The organism is Cupriavidus necator N-1 (genome assembly GCF_000219215.1).
Classification (GTDB): domain Bacteria; phylum Pseudomonadota; class Gammaproteobacteria; order Burkholderiales; family Burkholderiaceae; genus Cupriavidus; species Cupriavidus necator.
Window position 1 is genome coordinate 697,695 of the sequence record NC_015727.1, and the last position, 15,405, is coordinate 713,099.

The following is a 15,405-nucleotide window of genomic DNA, read 5'->3' on the forward strand; positions in this document are numbered from 1 at the left end:
GGATGGCGGACTACGGGCCGACCATGGAGGAGCTGGAAGCGGCGGGGGTGCTTCGATCCGCCGCCCCCTCCGCCACCACCACCGCCACCCGCGCCACCGCCAGTGGTCTGCTACCGCAACGCCGCGGGGCAGAGTTGGGACGGGCAGGGCGGGATGCCCGACTGGCTGCGGCGGGCGGTCAATGCGGGGCAGTCGGTGGAGTTTTTCCGGGTTGGATAGCACCGTAGACTATCTGGCTTCAATAGCGAGGCGTGCAATGCCCCTTGTGATAGCCGATTTACCGTATCTTAGCTTGCCCGTGTATTGAAGGCCCCTGGAGGATTGTTTGAACCTGTCAAGTCCGTCCCGCATATGGTCGCGCGAAGAAGTGCTTTCGAAACCATGTCCCGTCCCGCGAGAGCCGGGGCTGTATGCATGGTATTTCAAGCAGGTTCCGGCCGGAGTTCCAACCAGTGACTGCATTCGCGTTGGTGACCTGACGCTTCTATACATCGGGATATCGCCTCGCGCGGCTCCGCTGAATGGCAAGCCGGCCAGCCGACAGCGCCTGCGTCACCGGGTGCAGTATCACTATCGGGGCAATGCGGAAGGCTCCACATTGCGCTTGACCTTGACTCACGTTTGCCGATGGGGAGCAGGTGCTCTCGCGCTGGATGTGGGAGAACGCATTCGTTGCGTGGCATGCAATCGAAGATCCGTGGATTCTCGAGCGCAAACTAATCGGTGATGTGGCTCTCCCTCTCAATCTCGAAATGAACAAGACCCATGCGTTTCACGTCGTGCTGTCGGAACTCAGGCGAATCGCTAGGGAGAATGCCCGTTCCCTTCCTGTTTGGACAGCCTGAGGCGGGGTGATCGTCCTCTTGCTGTAAATTGACACTGTCGCGCTCCCAAATTTCTTGTGAATCAACGACTTGCGAAAGAGTTGAAATTTTCGATATAAAGGGAAGTCGGAGAGCCTTGCTGCGAGCGACTTTCCGACGGTCGCCGTATCAATCTACAGCAAAAGGACGATCACCCCTATCAGCTGGTGCGCAAGGGCAGCATGGGAACGCCCGCCGAGGTGTTGCAGGGGTTCTGGCAGGAACTGCGCGGGCGCACCCGCGTGACCATCGACCATCCGGACCTGCCGGACCCCCTCAAGCAGATCGCCGCCGAGGCGGTGCAGACCATCTGGCAGTCGGCCAACGAGGCCGCGACGGCGGAACTCGCCACGCTGCGCGCGGAGGCCCGGCACGCCGCGAGCGAAGCGGAAGCCGAGCGCGATGCGGCGCGCGCGGAGACGGCCGCCGCGCGCGAGGACGCGGCGGCCATTGCCGCCCAACTGGCGGAAGCCCGGCAGGCGCACGACACCGTGCACGCGGAGCTGGCCACCGAGCGGCTGGCGCACGCCGCCACGCAGGCCCGGCTCGAGGCGGGGCGGACGGAACTCGAGGCGGGTCGGCGCCAGCTGGACGCCTTGCGCACCCAATTCTCGACGGAGCTCGAGCGGGCGCGCGAGGCGGTGACGCTCGCGCAGGAACGCGCCGAAGCCAGCGAGCGTCGCAGCTTGCGCGAACTGGACCAGGAGCGCACCGCGCGCCAGAAGAGCGAGCGCACGGCCGAAGACCTGCGCGCCGAACTGGCGGTGGCACGCAGCGAGGCGCGTGATGCCGCGGTGGCGCAGGCGGAGGGCCGTGCCAAGCTGGAAGCGCAGGCCGTGGCGCTGGCCGAGCGGCTCGCAGTGGCCGAGCAGGCGCAACGCAAGGCGGCGGGCGACCTGGACACCGTGCAGGCGGAACTCGCGGCGGCGCAGCGCCGGGCCGAGCGCAGCGAAGCGGAAGCGGCGCTCGCGCGTCAGCTGCTGGCCACCCTGCGCGTTGCGCCGCGCGAACGCGACGGCGGTGGCGCTGGTGGAAGGCGGCGCAAGGGCGGCAGTTCGGCGGCGACCGCGCCGGAAGAGCAGGGCGACGGTCAGGGGGACGCTCCGCAGGATGAGCTGGGCGAAGAACAGGGCGACGAGCCGGGGGCGGCGCTACCCAACAATCAGGACGAAGGCAACGACGGCAGCGATGACAGCAAAGACTGAGCGGGGGACGAGATCCGCTGAAGCGAACGACACGCAAGAGACAAGGTCTCACCGTCCATGGGATAAGGAAGCGTCTGCACGTGCAGTGACTTCAATGAAGGAGAACGAATTGGCCCCAGAGCAAGTGGTTGAACCCCTTGTCGTGAGCAATGCGACGGACGGACTTGGTCAGATGGAGCTTCCCATCGCTGAGGCGATGCGCGACGCGGATCCCGTCAGTGGTGAAGCCAGTGGTGCAGGCGTCGGTAGTGGCAGCGTTGACACTCAGGCCCGACGCTTGGACTTCTGGTCGACAAGCCGGGATAGCGGCCCGACGGCGACCGTGTCATATCGGCGCCGGCGGCCTTACGCAGCCCCGGACGCTTCAACGGAAGACGTGGCATCGGAAGAATCGCTGGAAGCCGCCGCCTCGGAAGCGTTGACTGAATCTGACGCGCCGGAAGCGCCCATTGAAGCCATGCCCTCGGAAGCGACCACTGAAGCCGTGGCCGAAGCTCCGGTTGAAGTCCTGGCCACGGAAGAACCGATGGAAGCTGCCGTCCAGGACGAACTGACCGAAACGGCCGCCCCGGTCGCACCGCTTTACGCCCCAGCTCCGGAAGCAGCGCCGGAAGAGACGCGGGCCCCGAAGCGCGGTCGGAAGCCGAAAATGCTAGCTGAAGTTGCCGCTCCGGAAGTCATGACTCACGAAACCCCAACCCGGAAGCGCGGGCCGAAGCAGATAACACTGCCTGGAGTGGAGGCTGCCCCGGAAGCGCCAACTCGGAAGACGCAAACTCGGAAGCCGCGACAGGAGCAAAAAGCGCCTACCGCAACCCAAAGCCGGTCCCAATCCTCACTGCTCGCCCAACTGGCATCTGTCAATGCGCAACTTGAGCAGTTGCGAGCCACGGAAGTGCCAGAGGTCGTGGAAAAGATTCGGCAGTGGATGCAGGAGTACGACCTCAGCATTGAGGACATTGCGGGCAAGCCCAGTGTTGAGCCCGCTGCCCGCGCTGTTCCGACGAAGGCCGCGCCGCGTCCGAGGTACCGCAACCCGAAGACGGGCCAGACCTGGTCGGGGCGCGGTCGGGCTCCCGCGTGGATTGGCAAGAAGCCCGAGCGTTTCCTAATCGATCTCTTGTACTGAACGACAGGTCGGCGGGCGCGGCCGGTCCGCCCCCATTCTGACAAGCAAACTCGGCAGGCCGGAAGTTCGGCGGCCACTGCGCAGGAAGCCCAAGGGGAAGAGCCGGGCAACGAGCCGGGGGCGGCGGCGCTGCCTAACAACCAGGACGAAGGCAACGACAGCAGTGACGGCAGCGATGACAGCAAAAACTGAGCGGGCGGACGCGATCCGCTGGATCCAGGCGCAGATGGACGACTACGGGCTCACCCTGGAGGACCTGGACGCGGCGGTGTGCTTGGTCAGGGGCCATTACACACCGATTTGGATTACAGTGGAATGATTAGGTATCCGGTAGGCTTTACCGATAATTTACAGGTTCCAAAATAACGGAAATCCGGTTGCCTGCTGTTTCCCACCGAAATTCCGCTCTGCAGAGGTCATAGTGAACCACTACACCCACTATCCTGACTCGTCGAAGGTTGAGGTTCACGTCGCCGTCAATGTTACCGTTGCATTCGCAAAGGTACAGGCAGGATCTGAGCTTGATGATCGAATTCGAGAGCTAAAGACCAATGTCGAAGCGTTTGATGGGTTTGTCGAGGATGGTATGCCGAGCGACGACCTCAAGAGGCAGGCAAACCATGTAAACGCGGCCTACTCTAGGCTCTCTGACGCCATCGAGAAGCAGTGGAAAAGTAGTCTCGCGGACGTTGTGGCAAAAGCCGTCGAGACCGCAGCGGCGATAATGAATCGCTACAGTAGGGCAACAGCAGCACGACCTGATTTCGGAGTAGGTGCATGTGAGCGACTCGCACGGCGCACGCACGAGCTGTATGCCAACACGGCCGGGCGGATCGTCAATGAGCAATTCATGTGGGAACTGAATTTCTACGACTGGGCCTCTCGAAAGAAGCTTCTGTATGAAAAGCACCGCTACGAACGGAGATACGGTAGGGAAGAGCGGCCTTCTACGTCCACCGACGACGAGCTTGTCGTCTTCTTCCGAAAGGACGAGGACAAGGTGTTGAAGAAGTTAATCCAATTGGCCGAAGGCCAAGCCGGGCTAGTTGACCCACTTGCTGACGAGGACAACGCAAACAGCTACAAGGCCTTCAAAGGCTTACCGCAGTTGAACAAACAGAAGCTACACTCGCAAGCTGACCATGATGATTAGTCCCCACGACTATTGACGACCTGCGGGCCGGCCCTCGCGCACAACCTATTGCAAATCCGGACCGCGGTGCTCAATAACCAGTTCCGGTCTTACGTTGAACGATGGTATCCGTCCATCTGCCGGGACGAAAACCACCGCCTTGCCGCTTAGTCGGCCCCCGGTTTGGCGCGGTCTCCTTCTCCGGCAGGCTCGGTGCCCAATTAGTCCCGATTTCGTGCCGAACACAGCGCAACAAGGTAGTTAGCCGAACAGGAAATGATGTTGCTTTCGTACGACCGTGGGGAGGTGGTGGCGGTAAGCCGCAGGTGAAATGCCGGGAGACGAGCGCGCCAAAAGGCATAATGCGCGTCTGCCACTACCTGTCCATATGATCGAACCCACCCTCATCCGTGTTGGAGAAGCGTTCTACGACATCACGCATCTTGCGCCCACCAGGCACACTGTCCCGGTGCTGGTGCGGGGCAACTTTGCCAAAGTGCCGGTGAGGATTTCGTACACGAACCACTGTTACAGCAGGACGCCGCGTGCGGGCGAGCAGGTGCCGACGGGGCATGAAATCAAGGATGGTGCGAAGCTGCGGATGTTCTGTGAGCAACGCCATCGGCTGTCTTCGTACTTGCCGCAAATCCTGATCGACCTGTTGCAGGGCGAGACGAGCCTATGGCAGGCAGCCGGCGGAAATTTTCTGCAGGTGGAGTTGGTCGACGACGTCGATGGTGAACCGCCTACGAAGATTGAGTACAACGTGATACTGCGAATGGAGCGGCTCAAGCCTGAAGGCGACCAGAAGCACATTATGATTCGCGTTGAAACGGCGTACCCCGAGGACATTGAATACGACAAGCCGTTCCGGAAAAAATCGTACAAGGTCTCGCGCATCTTGGCAGCCAAGTGGGAGGATCGAGACCATCGCGAGCCCGAGCCGAAGCCTGGCAAAGGCAAGGGGAAAGCCAAGAAGAAGTAGAAAAGCAAACGCCCCCTGCGGAGAGGGGGCGTTCAGGAATAGGTCGCGGGGGCCTCTCTTGGATATCCCACTCCCGGTGGGACCTCGGCGCAGGTCGCCAAGGCGGCGCTTAGCTTTTGGAGCTGGACACCCCGCTATAAACTAAGCCTTTCCGGTCCATTCGGACCGGACCTCCCGCAGGCTTTCGGCTTTCACCTCAGCAGGGGGGAGGATTTGAAAAACGGCGTGGAATGCATAGCAAATCGCATTGCGAACGCGTTAGCAACTCCAGTGCGATGATCATAATTGATCAAGCGCCGCATTGCAATGTCATCACCCAAGATTACTTTGCTATACAACCACATTTGAGACTCAGCATCTCCGCTGCAGTTCCGATTCCGCAACGGATAACCGACATATGATACCAATGCATCACTTATGCGCTCTAGGATCCTGGGAGATGTGACTAGTCGCGCGCCTTATTCGCTGCGACACGTGCCGTCTTGAGCGCTTCGTCTAGAAACGCACCCGCCCGGCCAGCGCATCGTGTTGGGCCCGGTAAGGCCTGCCGCACATTGTCGGTCTCCAGCGCGCGCCAGCGACACTGCCTCGGCAGCAGGCCGGCCTCATTGTCGGCCAAGCCCGCCCGTTCAGCAGCCACCGTCGCCTGCACCCCGGCCGGCCCTCTGCACAGCTCAGGGTCGAGCGGGCAGAAGCGAAAGCGGCACTCGCGCCCCAGTTGCTGGCCGCCTTGCGCGTGGCGCCGCGAGAACGCGACGGGGGGCGGCGGCGCAGGCCGGTAGTTCGGTGCCGACCGCGCAGGAAGACCAAGGGGAAGAACCCGGCAAAGAGCGCGGCGCGGCGGAGCTGACTGGCAATCAGGACGATGGCAACGACAGTAGTGACGGCAGCGAATGACAGCAATCGGGCGGATGCGATCCGCTGGATCCAGGGCAGATGGACGAGTACGGGCTCACCTGGAAGCCTCGACGCGGCGGTATGCGCGCCGCCGCCCCGACCACCGCGCATACCGCCTGCAGCGCGTGGACGGGCTGCTGCGCGAAGGTGGCATTGTCTGCATGGAGGAGGCGGCGTAGAAGCCACCCTGGGATCGTTGATAATGGCGGGTATCGGAAACTGCTTTTGTGCCCGTCCATGAATGACCCTGAAGACAAAGGCGACATCTCCCGCTTGCAGAGGCAAAAGTCCGGTAAGCTCTCCGACGCTCTCGGCAGCCAGTTGTCGGATTTGACGAAGGTTGCGCAGGTTGCACGTACTACGATTTCTACGCTCGTCAGCGCAGTGAGTCCGGTGGTGGGCTTCTTGGTGTCGCAGCCTTGGGCGGAAATCGCCGAACGAATAGCGGAGGCTGCAAAGGAACTCCCTTCCAAGCATCAGCAAGCGATGAAGATGCTAGCCGATCGGGGTTGGTACTTCGACGAGGAAATGGCGTTCACCATGCCTTTAGATCTCGTTGACGTACTAGTCAACGAGGGCGGTGAGGAGGAAGCCGAAGCAGCACTGCGCGAGCACTTTTCAGGGAGGTTGGATTCGATTGAGTCGTTCCTCGTTGATCAGCTGTCTGATCGTGCGCGGATTCTCGGGCAGGCCTTCTCCGCGCATCGGGCTGGCCAGTATGCATTATCTACGCCGGTCTTCCTTATGCAGGCGGATGGTGTTTGCGTTGCGAAGACCGGCCGCTACTTCTTTATGCGGCGGCGGGATAAGCTTCCACAGACTGCAACCTACGTCCAATCCAAGGAGCGCGAGGGGTTCGAGGCAGCGTGGCTTTCGCCGCTCGCTGCCATAGGTCAAGTCAATATGTCGGAAGACCAGAGGGGAGCTGATTTTGTCGGTCTCAATCGGCATCTGGTCATCCACGGCGAATCCATTGACTACGATACGGAGACGAACAGCCTCAAGGCGCTGTCGCTACTTAACTATGTAGTCCAGATGCTGGTGCGCGACCAATCCGAAGGATTCTTGGCAGTCTAGCAAACGTAAGCGTTGACCATTCGACACTTCTTGTCGAAAATGGGCGTCAATTTGATACACTCAAGAATTCCGTCCGAAGCCCGCCGAGCGCAAGCCGGCGGGCTTTTTGCATTGGAGGTCACCATTCTCCCTGCTCACAAACTGGTTCCTGATGTTGGGTGTAGTGGCAGCGTTGACACTCAGACCCGACGCTTGGACTTCTGGTCAACAAGCCGGGATAGCGGCCCGACGGCGACCGTGTCATATCGGCGCCGGCGGCCTTACGCAGCCCCGGACGCTTCAACGGAAGACGTGGCACCGGAAGCATCGCTGGAAGCCGCCGCCTCGGAAGCGTTGACTGAATCTGACGCGCCGGAAGCGCCCATTGAAGCCATGCCCTCGGAAGCGACCACTGAAGCCGTGGCCGAAGCTCCGGTTGAAGTCCTGGCCACGGACGAACCGATGGAAGCTGCCGCCCAGGACGAACTGACCGAAACGGCCGCCCCGGTAGCACCGCTTTACGTCCCAGCTCCGGAAGCAGCGCCTGAAGAGACGCGGGCCGCGAAGCGCGGTCGAAAGCCGAAAGCGCTCACAGAAACTGCCGCTCCGGAAGCAGCGCCGGAAGAGAAGCGGGCCCCGCATTACGGCTGGCGCCGCGCGAGCGGGGGAAGGGTGGTAGCGCCGAGCGACGGCGGCGCAAGGCCAGCGGCCCGGCCCCGCAGCCAGCGCCCTCCTAGCGACACCCAACGCGAACCGCCAGCCGAAGCACAGCGGGCGAGCGCCCCGAGCCCGGAAGATGGCGGCGACAGCAGCGATAGCAGCGATAGCAGCGACAACGAACACGATGACAGCAAAGACTGAGCGGGCGGCGGCGATCCGCTGGATCCAGGCCGAGATGGCCGACTACGGGCTGACCATGGAGGAGCTGGCAGCGGCGGGGTGCTTCGATCCGCCGCCCCCTCCGCCACCACCGCCGCCACCGGCACCACCGCCGGTGGTCTGCTACCGCAACGCCGCGGGGCAGAGTTGGGACGGGCAGGGCGAGATGCCCGACTGGCTGCGGCGGGCGGTCAATGCGGGGCAGACCGTGGAGTTTTACCGGGTTGGATAGGCCCGCAGATGAATTCGGCCCTCTGTCCAACGCCGATGTGACGAGGCTAATCGACACAACCAACGACGACCCGTTATGAAAGTACGGCTTTCCACCCTGTTGTGGCTCGCCGCCATGGCTAGCGGCGGCATGCTGCCAACCACGCAGGCGCATGCCGGAGTGTTCGACGATGACCAGGCGCGCAGAACGGTCATCAACCTGCGCGACCAGTTCAACAGTTTCCAGGCGACTGCGACCCAGCGCATTGAGCAAAACAGCCGCACCGCGCTCGACATGCAGAACCAGCTCGAAGGCCTGCGCCAGGAACTGGCGCGGCTACGCGGCCAGAACGAAGTGCTGCAGAACACCGTGGCGACGCTGCAGAAGCAGCAGAAGGACTACTACGCCGACCTGGATGCGCGTCTGAAGAAGCGCGAGCCGCAGCAGGCTTCGGGCGAAGACCGCCCAGGCACGTCGGCGCCGGGCGAGAAGCCCGAATACGACGCCGCGCTCAAGCATTTCCAGGCGGGCGACTTCAAGAGCGCGGGGAATGCGTTCTCGTCGTTTATCAAGAAGTATCCGCAGAGCCCGTACCAGCCGCTGGCGCAGTACTGGCTCGGCAACTCGCTATACGCGCAGCGCGACTATAAGGGGTCCACCTGGGTGCTGCAGAAAATGATCAATGCCACCCCGACGCATCCCAAGGTGCCGGATGCAATGATCGCGGTGGCCAATAATCAGCTCGAGTCCGGCCAGAAGGCGGCCGCGCGCAAAACGCTGGAACAGGTGGTGGCCAAGTATCCCGGTACCGAAAGCGCGCATGCGGCGAACAACCGGTTGAAGACACTCAAGTAAGTGCGGGCGGCTCCAGCTGGGCCGGACCACGCACCGAAGGTGTGCATGAGGGGGATCTTCAAATTCCGACGAACCCCACATGTTCCGGAGTGTAGTGGTCAAGTTATTTCGGACAGGCAGATAGGTTCTTTTTCTATCGATTTCGCCTCGTAGGCAGCGGGCGACAGATACCCCAGGGTTGAGTGCAAGCGCACCGGATTATAGAAACCAACGATGTACTGGGTGATGTCGCGCCGTGCCTCGGCGTGGTTGGCGTATTGACGCTGCCACACGCGCTCCATCTTCAGGTTCAGGAAGAACCGTTCCGTCACCGCGTTATCCCAGCAATTGCCTTTTCGACTCATGCTGCAAACAATCTGATGGCGTGCCAGCAAGGTCTGATACTCCGCGCTCGCGTACTGACTGCCCCTATCCGAGTGCAGCACCAGTCCCGGCGCTGGCCTTCGCTGCTGCAGCGCCATGCTCAGTGCCGACATCACCAGGTCGGCCGGCATGGTCGGCGCCATCGACCAGCCCACGACCTTGCGCGAGTACAAGTCCAGCACGACCGCCAGATACAGCCAGCCTTGAGCCGTGCGGATATAGGTGATGTCCGAAGTCCAGGCCCGATTCGGCTCGGCCACGTCGAATTGCCGGTCCAGCACGTTCTCTGCCACTGGCAGCGTGTGCTTGCTGTCAGTCGTCGACACGAACTTACGCTTCCAGGTCGCGCGCAAGCCCGCTTCGCGCATCAGCCTACGAATCCGGTAGCGGCCAAGGCGCACCCCTTGTTCCCGCACCGCATGCATGACACGCCGGCTGCCGTAGCTGGCGCCGCTCGCAGCGAACGCCGCTTTGACGTGGGTCTGCTCCTGCAGAGTCTTCATGCTTGGCTTGGCGCGGCGGTGCGCATAGTAGCCCGAGCGGCTCACCTGCAATACCCGGCAGGCGTTACTGACCGATACGGCCTCCTGTTGCAAGTGGGCTACCACCCGGTAGCTCACTTCAGTTCCCGCGCAAAGAAGGCCGAGGCTTTTTTTAGCAAGGCGTTATCCTCGCGCAGTTGCCGATTCTCCGCCTCCAGTTGCCGGATGCGCTGCTGTTCCGCCGTCAGCGGCTTGCCCACGCCAGGCCCGCCGGCGCACTCTGCATCGTACTGCGCCATCCAGCGCCGAACGGCCGTCTCACCAAGCTCCATCGACCGGCAAACCTCGCTGACCGATAATCCTTGGTCTCGCACCATCCGTACTACTTCCAGCTTGAAGCTGGCGTCAAATTGTCGGCGCCTTCTTGTCATCTATCTTTTTTCCTCGTCGATTCCGGATTGTCCTCCTATCGACCTGTCCGAGGAAATTAGACCACCACAGAGTGTGGGGTTAGCGATGACCCCGAAAGGGTCCAGTCGGCCGGCTATACGGGGCACTGTCGCCGCTGCAGGTGCTTCCCTCTCAGAAGGCGCCTTTATCCCCACCGCTGGTGACTGACTGCCCCTACGTTCCGGGGCGGTACTGCGCAGAGGTCAGCTAGGGTGGCGATCAGCGCGTGCACATTCCATACTCGATCCACTTGCCCTCATCCGGATGCACGAAGCTGAGCGGACGAAGGACTTTTGTTTGAGCGAATCAAACGGTTCCAGGCGCGTAAGATTCACCAGCAGTTTGGGCTGGATCTCAACCAGTCCCTAAGTAACACGCGCGAAGTCTGCGACTACATCGAGGAGCTCGCCTTGTTGCACTCAAGGAAGACAACGAGACCGGCAAGAAGTCGATCGAGCGCCTGCAGCGACTATCGGAGGGTCTCCAATAATCGAGACTGGTCCGCAGTCATCAACGTCCCGGGTTGTCGAGGACTCAATGCCGGAGTCCTCGACAACCCCTTTCTATGACAGCGCGTGGACGGAGTTCAGGTGCTGCGCCAATCCTGCCAAGTCGGGATAAATTGTGTGATGGCTTATTCCGTGTCGCATCAATGTAGCTACTAGGTCGCTGCGAGCTCGTTCCGGGATCTCAATCTCAACCAAACCAGCGACATCTGCTTCCGGATGTGACGCAAAATCTGACGCTTCTTCCAACGGGATAAAAGCGCCGCGCTTCTCCGAATACCGATGCAAAGTGAACCATCCCTGTTGAACAGTAATACGTGGGTTGTTCATGGGGGGCTGGAAGACGCTTGTTATCGGTACTTTAGCCGAATTCTTGCGTTCGCTTTCAGCGCCAAGGAATGGGTCGGTGGTGAAGCTGCTCGCCAGAACGCTGGCATCCATCGCGTAAACGTATGCCGGTCCAGGGCCACCCGAACTACAGGCAAAATACAGTGCAATAAGCGGGCTTCGAGTCCAGTCCAGCAAACGGGTCTTCAGGCCGAAGTGCTGAGCAACAATCATCAACTCAAGTTCGGTCTTTTCGACGTTCGACAGAAGGGACGAACCCATCAACCGAAACTGATCCAACATCGTGCGCTCGAGCTGCGTGCTGTCGTAAGTGGGGTTCGCCCTTGCGATGCTCGGCAGGAGATTGCCACGCACCGGCTGGCCGCGGAAGAGCATGACACGACCGTGCCACTCGGGCCTGTTCGTGATGTCCACAAACGCCTGGAGGCTCCTTGCGCTGAAGGATTGCATAGCCATCAGCTGCGCTTCAGGAGCTGAATCAGATCGTCCACGCCAAGGGAATTCATAGTGGCATGGTGACCAATCTTGCGGCGCATGGGCTCGAAGAGCCCGAACATTCGCCTGTAAGTGCTTACCATCGGAAAGTGCGAATTGAGATCGCGCTCCGCGAACTCGGCAAATCGATTCAAGTCTTCAATCATGAATCGCGCGATGTTCATATACTCGCCTTCGTTGTTGCCATCAAAGCCGCGAAACTTTGGGTCCACTCCGAAGACACCAGCTTCCTCGGCCAGGCGCTGCTTGTCTGGGTCACTAAGCTGATGGAACGAGCGTTCAATAAAACGCCACATGTCCAGATAGTTCACCACCTCGGTAACCTTTGGTGGCGTGGGCTCTTCGTCCTCGTGGAACAGCATCGAGTACTCCCACTCGATACCCCAGGCGTTGTCAGTTCCGATCGCGTTCCGCACGAACTTCGCATCGATCCCGGAGCTGCCGTTGACTTCCAACTTCTCCGAGATGTCGCAGAGCATCATCAAGATCAGCTTCTCTGCACTCGACAGTTTCATTGTGACCTCACAGTGGGGTTCGGTGGACGCAAAGCGTTAGCATAGCGCAGCACCCAAGACACGTCCAAGTCGGGGCCAGGGAGCCCCGACGTCGTGGTCGCGAGAGGCCCGCCCGTAGTGAAAGGGGCGGGCTTTATGTCGCCGAGACGCCTGCAAGCGGAGTCGTGAACTGGCAAAGGCGGATGGCTGTTGGTTGTGAGCGGCAGGCTAAGTCACTGTTTGCTTTTGAGCCGGTCTGGTGGCAAAATCACTGGTAGGGCGTGAATCGCCCGGGCTCTTAAACTGGTTCAGTCTCATCTTCTTTCTTCCGCGTCGCATGATTGTCGAGGCGGTGGACGCTAAACGCTCAACGTTCGCCGCACTATGAGAGACAACCATGGACCAGTTCTCCAGCTGGAGCGGCAAAGCGCACGCCCTCCTTCGCAAGCACGCACCTAAAATCAGGCTCGGCCACGTACATCAGCTTCTTGCTGCCTTTCTTGGCCATCAAACCTACGCGTCCCTTCGCGCAGCGGATCTCGCGACCCTGAATCGGAAGGCGGCACACTACGTCATCTTCAATGTTGGCGCGGCGCTTGCTCGCGCGAAGGAGCTCGAGCTCCCTGTGACCGAGGAGCTGTGGTGGGAGGTCATAAGCTCGTTGACGCCGAGCGGCATTACGCCATTCTGGCTGATCGAGCTGCCCGGCATGCATAGGGCCGCTGAGCTCACCTTCGAGGACTCATTCGACCCTCGACTTCGCGCCATAATGGACGCTATCCATTCACGCGATAACCCTCGGGCAACGTCCGTCGCTGTCACTCGGGAGAAGACGAACTCCCGGATATCCTTCGATTTGACGTGGAAGGGGAAGTGTACGGCTGGAACGTGGATGAGCACTTTGGAGTATCCGTGGCCGCGATGGTGGAGTTCCCGAAGATCGGGAAGCGCATGTACGGGGATGGGATACTCATTTCGGTTGAGCGCCGCGGAGAGCCCTGGCCGCGAGAGCCGGATGACGACATCTTCGAGTTCTTCAAGGAGTGTTGGCGCACTCCTTGGTGCCCCTCAATGTCTGACATCGGTGCCGCCGCCGGCGGCTACCGGTCCGCCCGAACGCAACTGCTTCTCAAACACCCAGGCGGCGTGCCAGCGCCTTTGACCCATAAGCCGCTCAACATGCTGCTTGTAATGGACCGCATCCCGCGCGGCCTTGCGCTGGTGTCGCTTGGTGTTGCAGTAGCGGCAGGCGGCCACGATGTTGCTTTGTGAGTCGCCACCACCGTCAACCCGAGCGACCACATGCTCAGCCGTACATTGCAGGTGCCGAGCCTGACGACTGGATATATCGAAACTGGCTGCGAACGCTTCCATGGATTGCTGCCACATTGGGCAATGGCAATAGAAGCAAAGACCGGATTGGCGACGGAAAGCGAGTGCGCGCACCTGCGCGAGAGACATGGGCATGAGCGGTCCTGTGTTCAGGAAGATTTCGGAACTGTCGAAACCCGCTCGCCCTTGAGGCATATACGGGAACCAGCCGAGTTACTCGTGCTGGCACCACATCAGCTCCTTAGGAGACTGACGGGAAGCAGTCTAGCTCACAAATCGCGGCTTCACTAGAAAAAAATGAGACAACCAAAGACGGCATAAAGCCTGCTCCTGGGGGGAGCAGGCTTTATGCCGTCAATACACCTACACAACGTGCCGTGTCCGGTCGGGGGCATGCCGGGATAAAGCCGGAAATGACACATATACCCAGAAGCAATAAAGAGGCCGGTCTTTATGTTTTCGGCCCGGCCTAGAAGCGTCGGCTGGGTCGGGTTCCTGCCAGCGATTGTCGACAGCATCGTGCGGTACCCATGCGGACCATGCCGAGAGGCTGTCGGCTTACGCGCCGCCGCGGCGGCGTGCAGCCCTGGCGCAATGGCTTCGCGACCAGAGCTCCCCGCCCGTCCAAGGCGCCGATCGTGCGCAAAGGTGTTCTGCGGCATCCGGTCCAGAAATAGCGCGCTAAAGCCGCTGCAACTCGCCCAGTTGGATCGGTTTAGAGAGGAACTCGTGCTGGCGGTCTCACTTGAGCTTGCCACGGCCAGCTGGCAGATAGCGTTCCACGAGACGGTCGCCGCGACCAGCCCGCGGTGCACACCCTCACCAATCCGCAGGCCGGCGTGCGCCTGCAGGCCCGCCTGAATCTGATCGACTGCCAGAAGCAGCAATGGTCGCTGCCGGCCGCCGTGCGCACTGTTGTCTGCTACGAAGCCGGCCAAGACGCGTTCTGGATCTGTCGCGCTGCAGGCACATGGCATTGAATGTTACGTCGTCGATGCCGCGAGCATTCCGGCCGCACGCCACAGGCGGCGCCCGAAGACGGATCGCCTGGATGCCATCAAGCTCGTGCTCAACCTGCGCGCATGGCTGCACGGCGAGCGCGACCGCATGCACGTCGTCCACGTACCCTCCGTGCAGGACGAGGCGCTGCGCCACCTGACCCGCGATCGCGCAGAGCTGCAGAAGGAGGTCCTGCAGCACCGCAACCGGATGGAAAAGCTGTTGCGCACGCTCGGCTGCTGGGACGACCTCAAACATGGGTTCGCCAACCGGCTTGCCCGGGGGAGGTCAGGTGCTACGACGGTTCTCCACTGCCCCCGAAATGCACCATCGCCTCCTGCGCGAATGCGAACAACTCGCTCTCGCCAGGTAGCAACTCACCGCCCTGGAGAAGGCGCGTCACCAGGCCCTTCCCGTCACGGTGCGCCAAAGGATCGACCACCTCACACGCCTGAAGGGAGGTGCGGGGCGCAGCTGGCTTGCAAGGGCCACCATCAATTGGTCTTCCGAAGCGCGTTCGCGCGCCTACCCGCCATTCATTTCAGGCTGGAGGCTTAGGCAGTTTGCGTAACGCGCATTAGACGCGTTTTCAAAAGTTCAGTGTTTAATGAATCCGACTTTCGTGGCCATCGAGCTTCCGGGGCGGCGGCTTCATCGCACCTCTGCGGCGAGCTAGAATGCTCGGGCACATAGCCCCAAGAAGACCAAATATTCGCAGCCGAAG

Annotated in this window: 13 protein-coding genes and 4 pseudogenes; 13 read left to right on the forward strand and 4 right to left on the reverse strand. The window is 61.1% G+C overall.

Annotated features, from left to right (window positions below):
- Positions 1–2 precede the first annotated feature (2 nt).
- The 11 genes and pseudogenes from CNE_RS39960 to ybgF all read left to right on the forward strand — a co-directional run bounded on the left by CNE_RS39960 (position 3) and on the right by ybgF (position 9,212).
- Positions 3–219: pseudogene (locus tag CNE_RS39960) on the forward strand (H-NS family nucleoid-associated regulatory protein).
- Positions 220–367: 148 nt separating this feature from the next.
- Complete coding sequence (locus CNE_RS42980) at positions 368–727, forward strand: GIY-YIG nuclease family protein (RefSeq protein WP_330995922.1); 360 nt, start codon at positions 368–370, stop codon at positions 725–727.
- On the forward strand, positions 654–845 hold the full coding sequence (locus CNE_RS42985; protein ID WP_330995921.1) for a GIY-YIG nuclease family protein: 192 nt from the start codon (positions 654–656) through the stop codon (positions 843–845). Before CNE_RS42980 ends, CNE_RS42985 begins: the two co-directional genes overlap by 74 nt.
- Positions 846–1,021: 176 nt before the next feature.
- A pseudogene (locus CNE_RS33210) lies at positions 1,022–2,068 on the forward strand (DNA-binding protein); the annotation flags it as partial.
- Between the two features lie 94 nt (positions 2,069–2,162).
- Positions 2,163–3,197, forward strand: coding sequence for an H-NS histone family protein (locus CNE_RS33215; protein WP_041229041.1), 1,035 nt, complete (start codon positions 2,163–2,165; stop codon positions 3,195–3,197).
- Positions 3,198–3,618: 421 nt separating this feature from the next.
- A complete protein-coding gene (locus tag CNE_RS33225) occupies positions 3,619–4,350 on the forward strand; it encodes a hypothetical protein (RefSeq protein ID WP_013959138.1) in 732 nt (243 codons plus the stop codon).
- Between the two features lie 367 nt (positions 4,351–4,717).
- Entirely contained in the window at positions 4,718–5,314 is a 597-nt protein-coding gene (locus CNE_RS33230; protein WP_148271759.1) for a hypothetical protein, read from the forward strand.
- Between the two features lie 1,134 nt (positions 5,315–6,448).
- Positions 6,449–7,288 (forward strand): hypothetical protein, encoded by an 840-nt coding sequence (locus tag CNE_RS33235; protein WP_041229042.1) that lies wholly within the window; start codon positions 6,449–6,451, stop codon positions 7,286–7,288.
- A 291-nt stretch (positions 7,289–7,579) separates the two neighbouring features.
- Complete coding sequence (locus CNE_RS42455) at positions 7,580–8,128, forward strand: hypothetical protein (RefSeq protein ID WP_238553218.1); 549 nt, start codon at positions 7,580–7,582, stop codon at positions 8,126–8,128.
- A complete protein-coding gene (locus tag CNE_RS33240) occupies positions 8,112–8,378 on the forward strand; it encodes an H-NS histone family protein (RefSeq protein ID WP_013959143.1) in 267 nt (88 codons plus the stop codon). Before CNE_RS42455 ends, CNE_RS33240 begins: the two co-directional genes overlap by 17 nt.
- A 75-nt stretch (positions 8,379–8,453) precedes the next feature.
- Complete coding sequence (gene ybgF, locus CNE_RS33245; protein ID WP_013959144.1) at positions 8,454–9,212, forward strand: tol-pal system protein YbgF; 759 nt, start codon at positions 8,454–8,456, stop codon at positions 9,210–9,212.
- Between the two features lie 98 nt (positions 9,213–9,310).
- On the opposite strand, the gene CNE_RS33250 is transcribed toward ybgF, so the two are convergent.
- The 3 genes from CNE_RS33250 to CNE_RS33265 form a co-directional block, all read right to left on the reverse strand.
- Positions 9,311–10,488 (reverse strand): IS3 family transposase gene (locus CNE_RS33250; protein ID WP_202947886.1). Its coding sequence is split into 2 segments (ribosomal slippage): positions 9,311–10,221 and positions 10,221–10,488, totalling 1,179 coding nucleotides; the frame shifts between segments, so codons are not numbered across the junction.
- Between the two features lie 582 nt (positions 10,489–11,070).
- Positions 11,071–11,811: an FRG domain-containing protein gene (locus tag CNE_RS33260; RefSeq protein ID WP_158310039.1), complete on the reverse strand. Its 741-nt coding sequence runs from the start codon at positions 11,809–11,811 to the stop codon at positions 11,071–11,073.
- A gap of 5 nt (positions 11,812–11,816) precedes the next feature.
- The gene (locus CNE_RS33265) at positions 11,817–12,371 is read right to left on the reverse strand and encodes a YfbU family protein (RefSeq protein ID WP_013959146.1); all 555 of its coding nucleotides are present in this window, start codon (positions 12,369–12,371) and stop codon (positions 11,817–11,819) included.
- Between the two features lie 852 nt (positions 12,372–13,223).
- On the opposite strand from CNE_RS33265, the gene CNE_RS43200 reads away from it, so the two are divergent.
- Positions 13,224–13,622, forward strand: coding sequence for a hypothetical protein (locus CNE_RS43200; RefSeq protein WP_013959148.1), 399 nt, complete (start codon positions 13,224–13,226; stop codon positions 13,620–13,622).
- On the opposite strand, the pseudogene CNE_RS43205 reads toward CNE_RS43200, so the two are convergent.
- Positions 13,617–13,877: pseudogene (locus CNE_RS43205) on the reverse strand (hypothetical protein); the annotation flags it as partial. The gene CNE_RS43200 and the pseudogene CNE_RS43205 sit on opposite strands and share 6 nt — an antisense overlap.
- A 495-nt stretch (positions 13,878–14,372) precedes the next feature.
- Between CNE_RS43205 and CNE_RS39980 the strand changes: the two are divergent.
- Positions 14,373–15,141, forward strand: a pseudogene (locus tag CNE_RS39980) (IS110 family transposase); the annotation flags it as partial.
- Positions 15,142–15,405: the final 264 nt, after the last annotated feature.

What these genes read in the sequence shown, in the direction of transcription:
- CNE_RS42985 (WP_330995921.1), top strand. Translation starts at nt 654, where the DNA reads ATGTGGGAGAACGCATTCGTTGCGTGGCATGCAATCGAAGATCCGTGG.
- CNE_RS33215 (WP_041229041.1), top strand. Translation starts at nt 2,163, where the DNA reads ATGAAGGAGAACGAATTGGCCCCAGAGCAAGTGGTTGAACCCCTTGTC.
- CNE_RS33230 (WP_148271759.1), top strand. Translation starts at nt 4,718, where the DNA reads ATGATCGAACCCACCCTCATCCGTGTTGGAGAAGCGTTCTACGACATC.
- CNE_RS33235 (WP_041229042.1), top strand. Translation starts at nt 6,449, where the DNA reads ATGAATGACCCTGAAGACAAAGGCGACATCTCCCGCTTGCAGAGGCAA.
- CNE_RS33240 (WP_013959143.1), top strand. Translation starts at nt 8,112, where the DNA reads ATGACAGCAAAGACTGAGCGGGCGGCGGCGATCCGCTGGATCCAGGCC.
- ybgF (WP_013959144.1), top strand. Translation starts at nt 8,454, where the DNA reads ATGAAAGTACGGCTTTCCACCCTGTTGTGGCTCGCCGCCATGGCTAGC.
- CNE_RS33260 (WP_158310039.1), bottom strand. Translation starts at nt 11,811, where the DNA reads ATGCAATCCTTCAGCGCAAGGAGCCTCCAGGCGTTTGTGGACATCACG.
- CNE_RS33265 (WP_013959146.1), bottom strand. Translation starts at nt 12,371, where the DNA reads ATGAAACTGTCGAGTGCAGAGAAGCTGATCTTGATGATGCTCTGCGAC.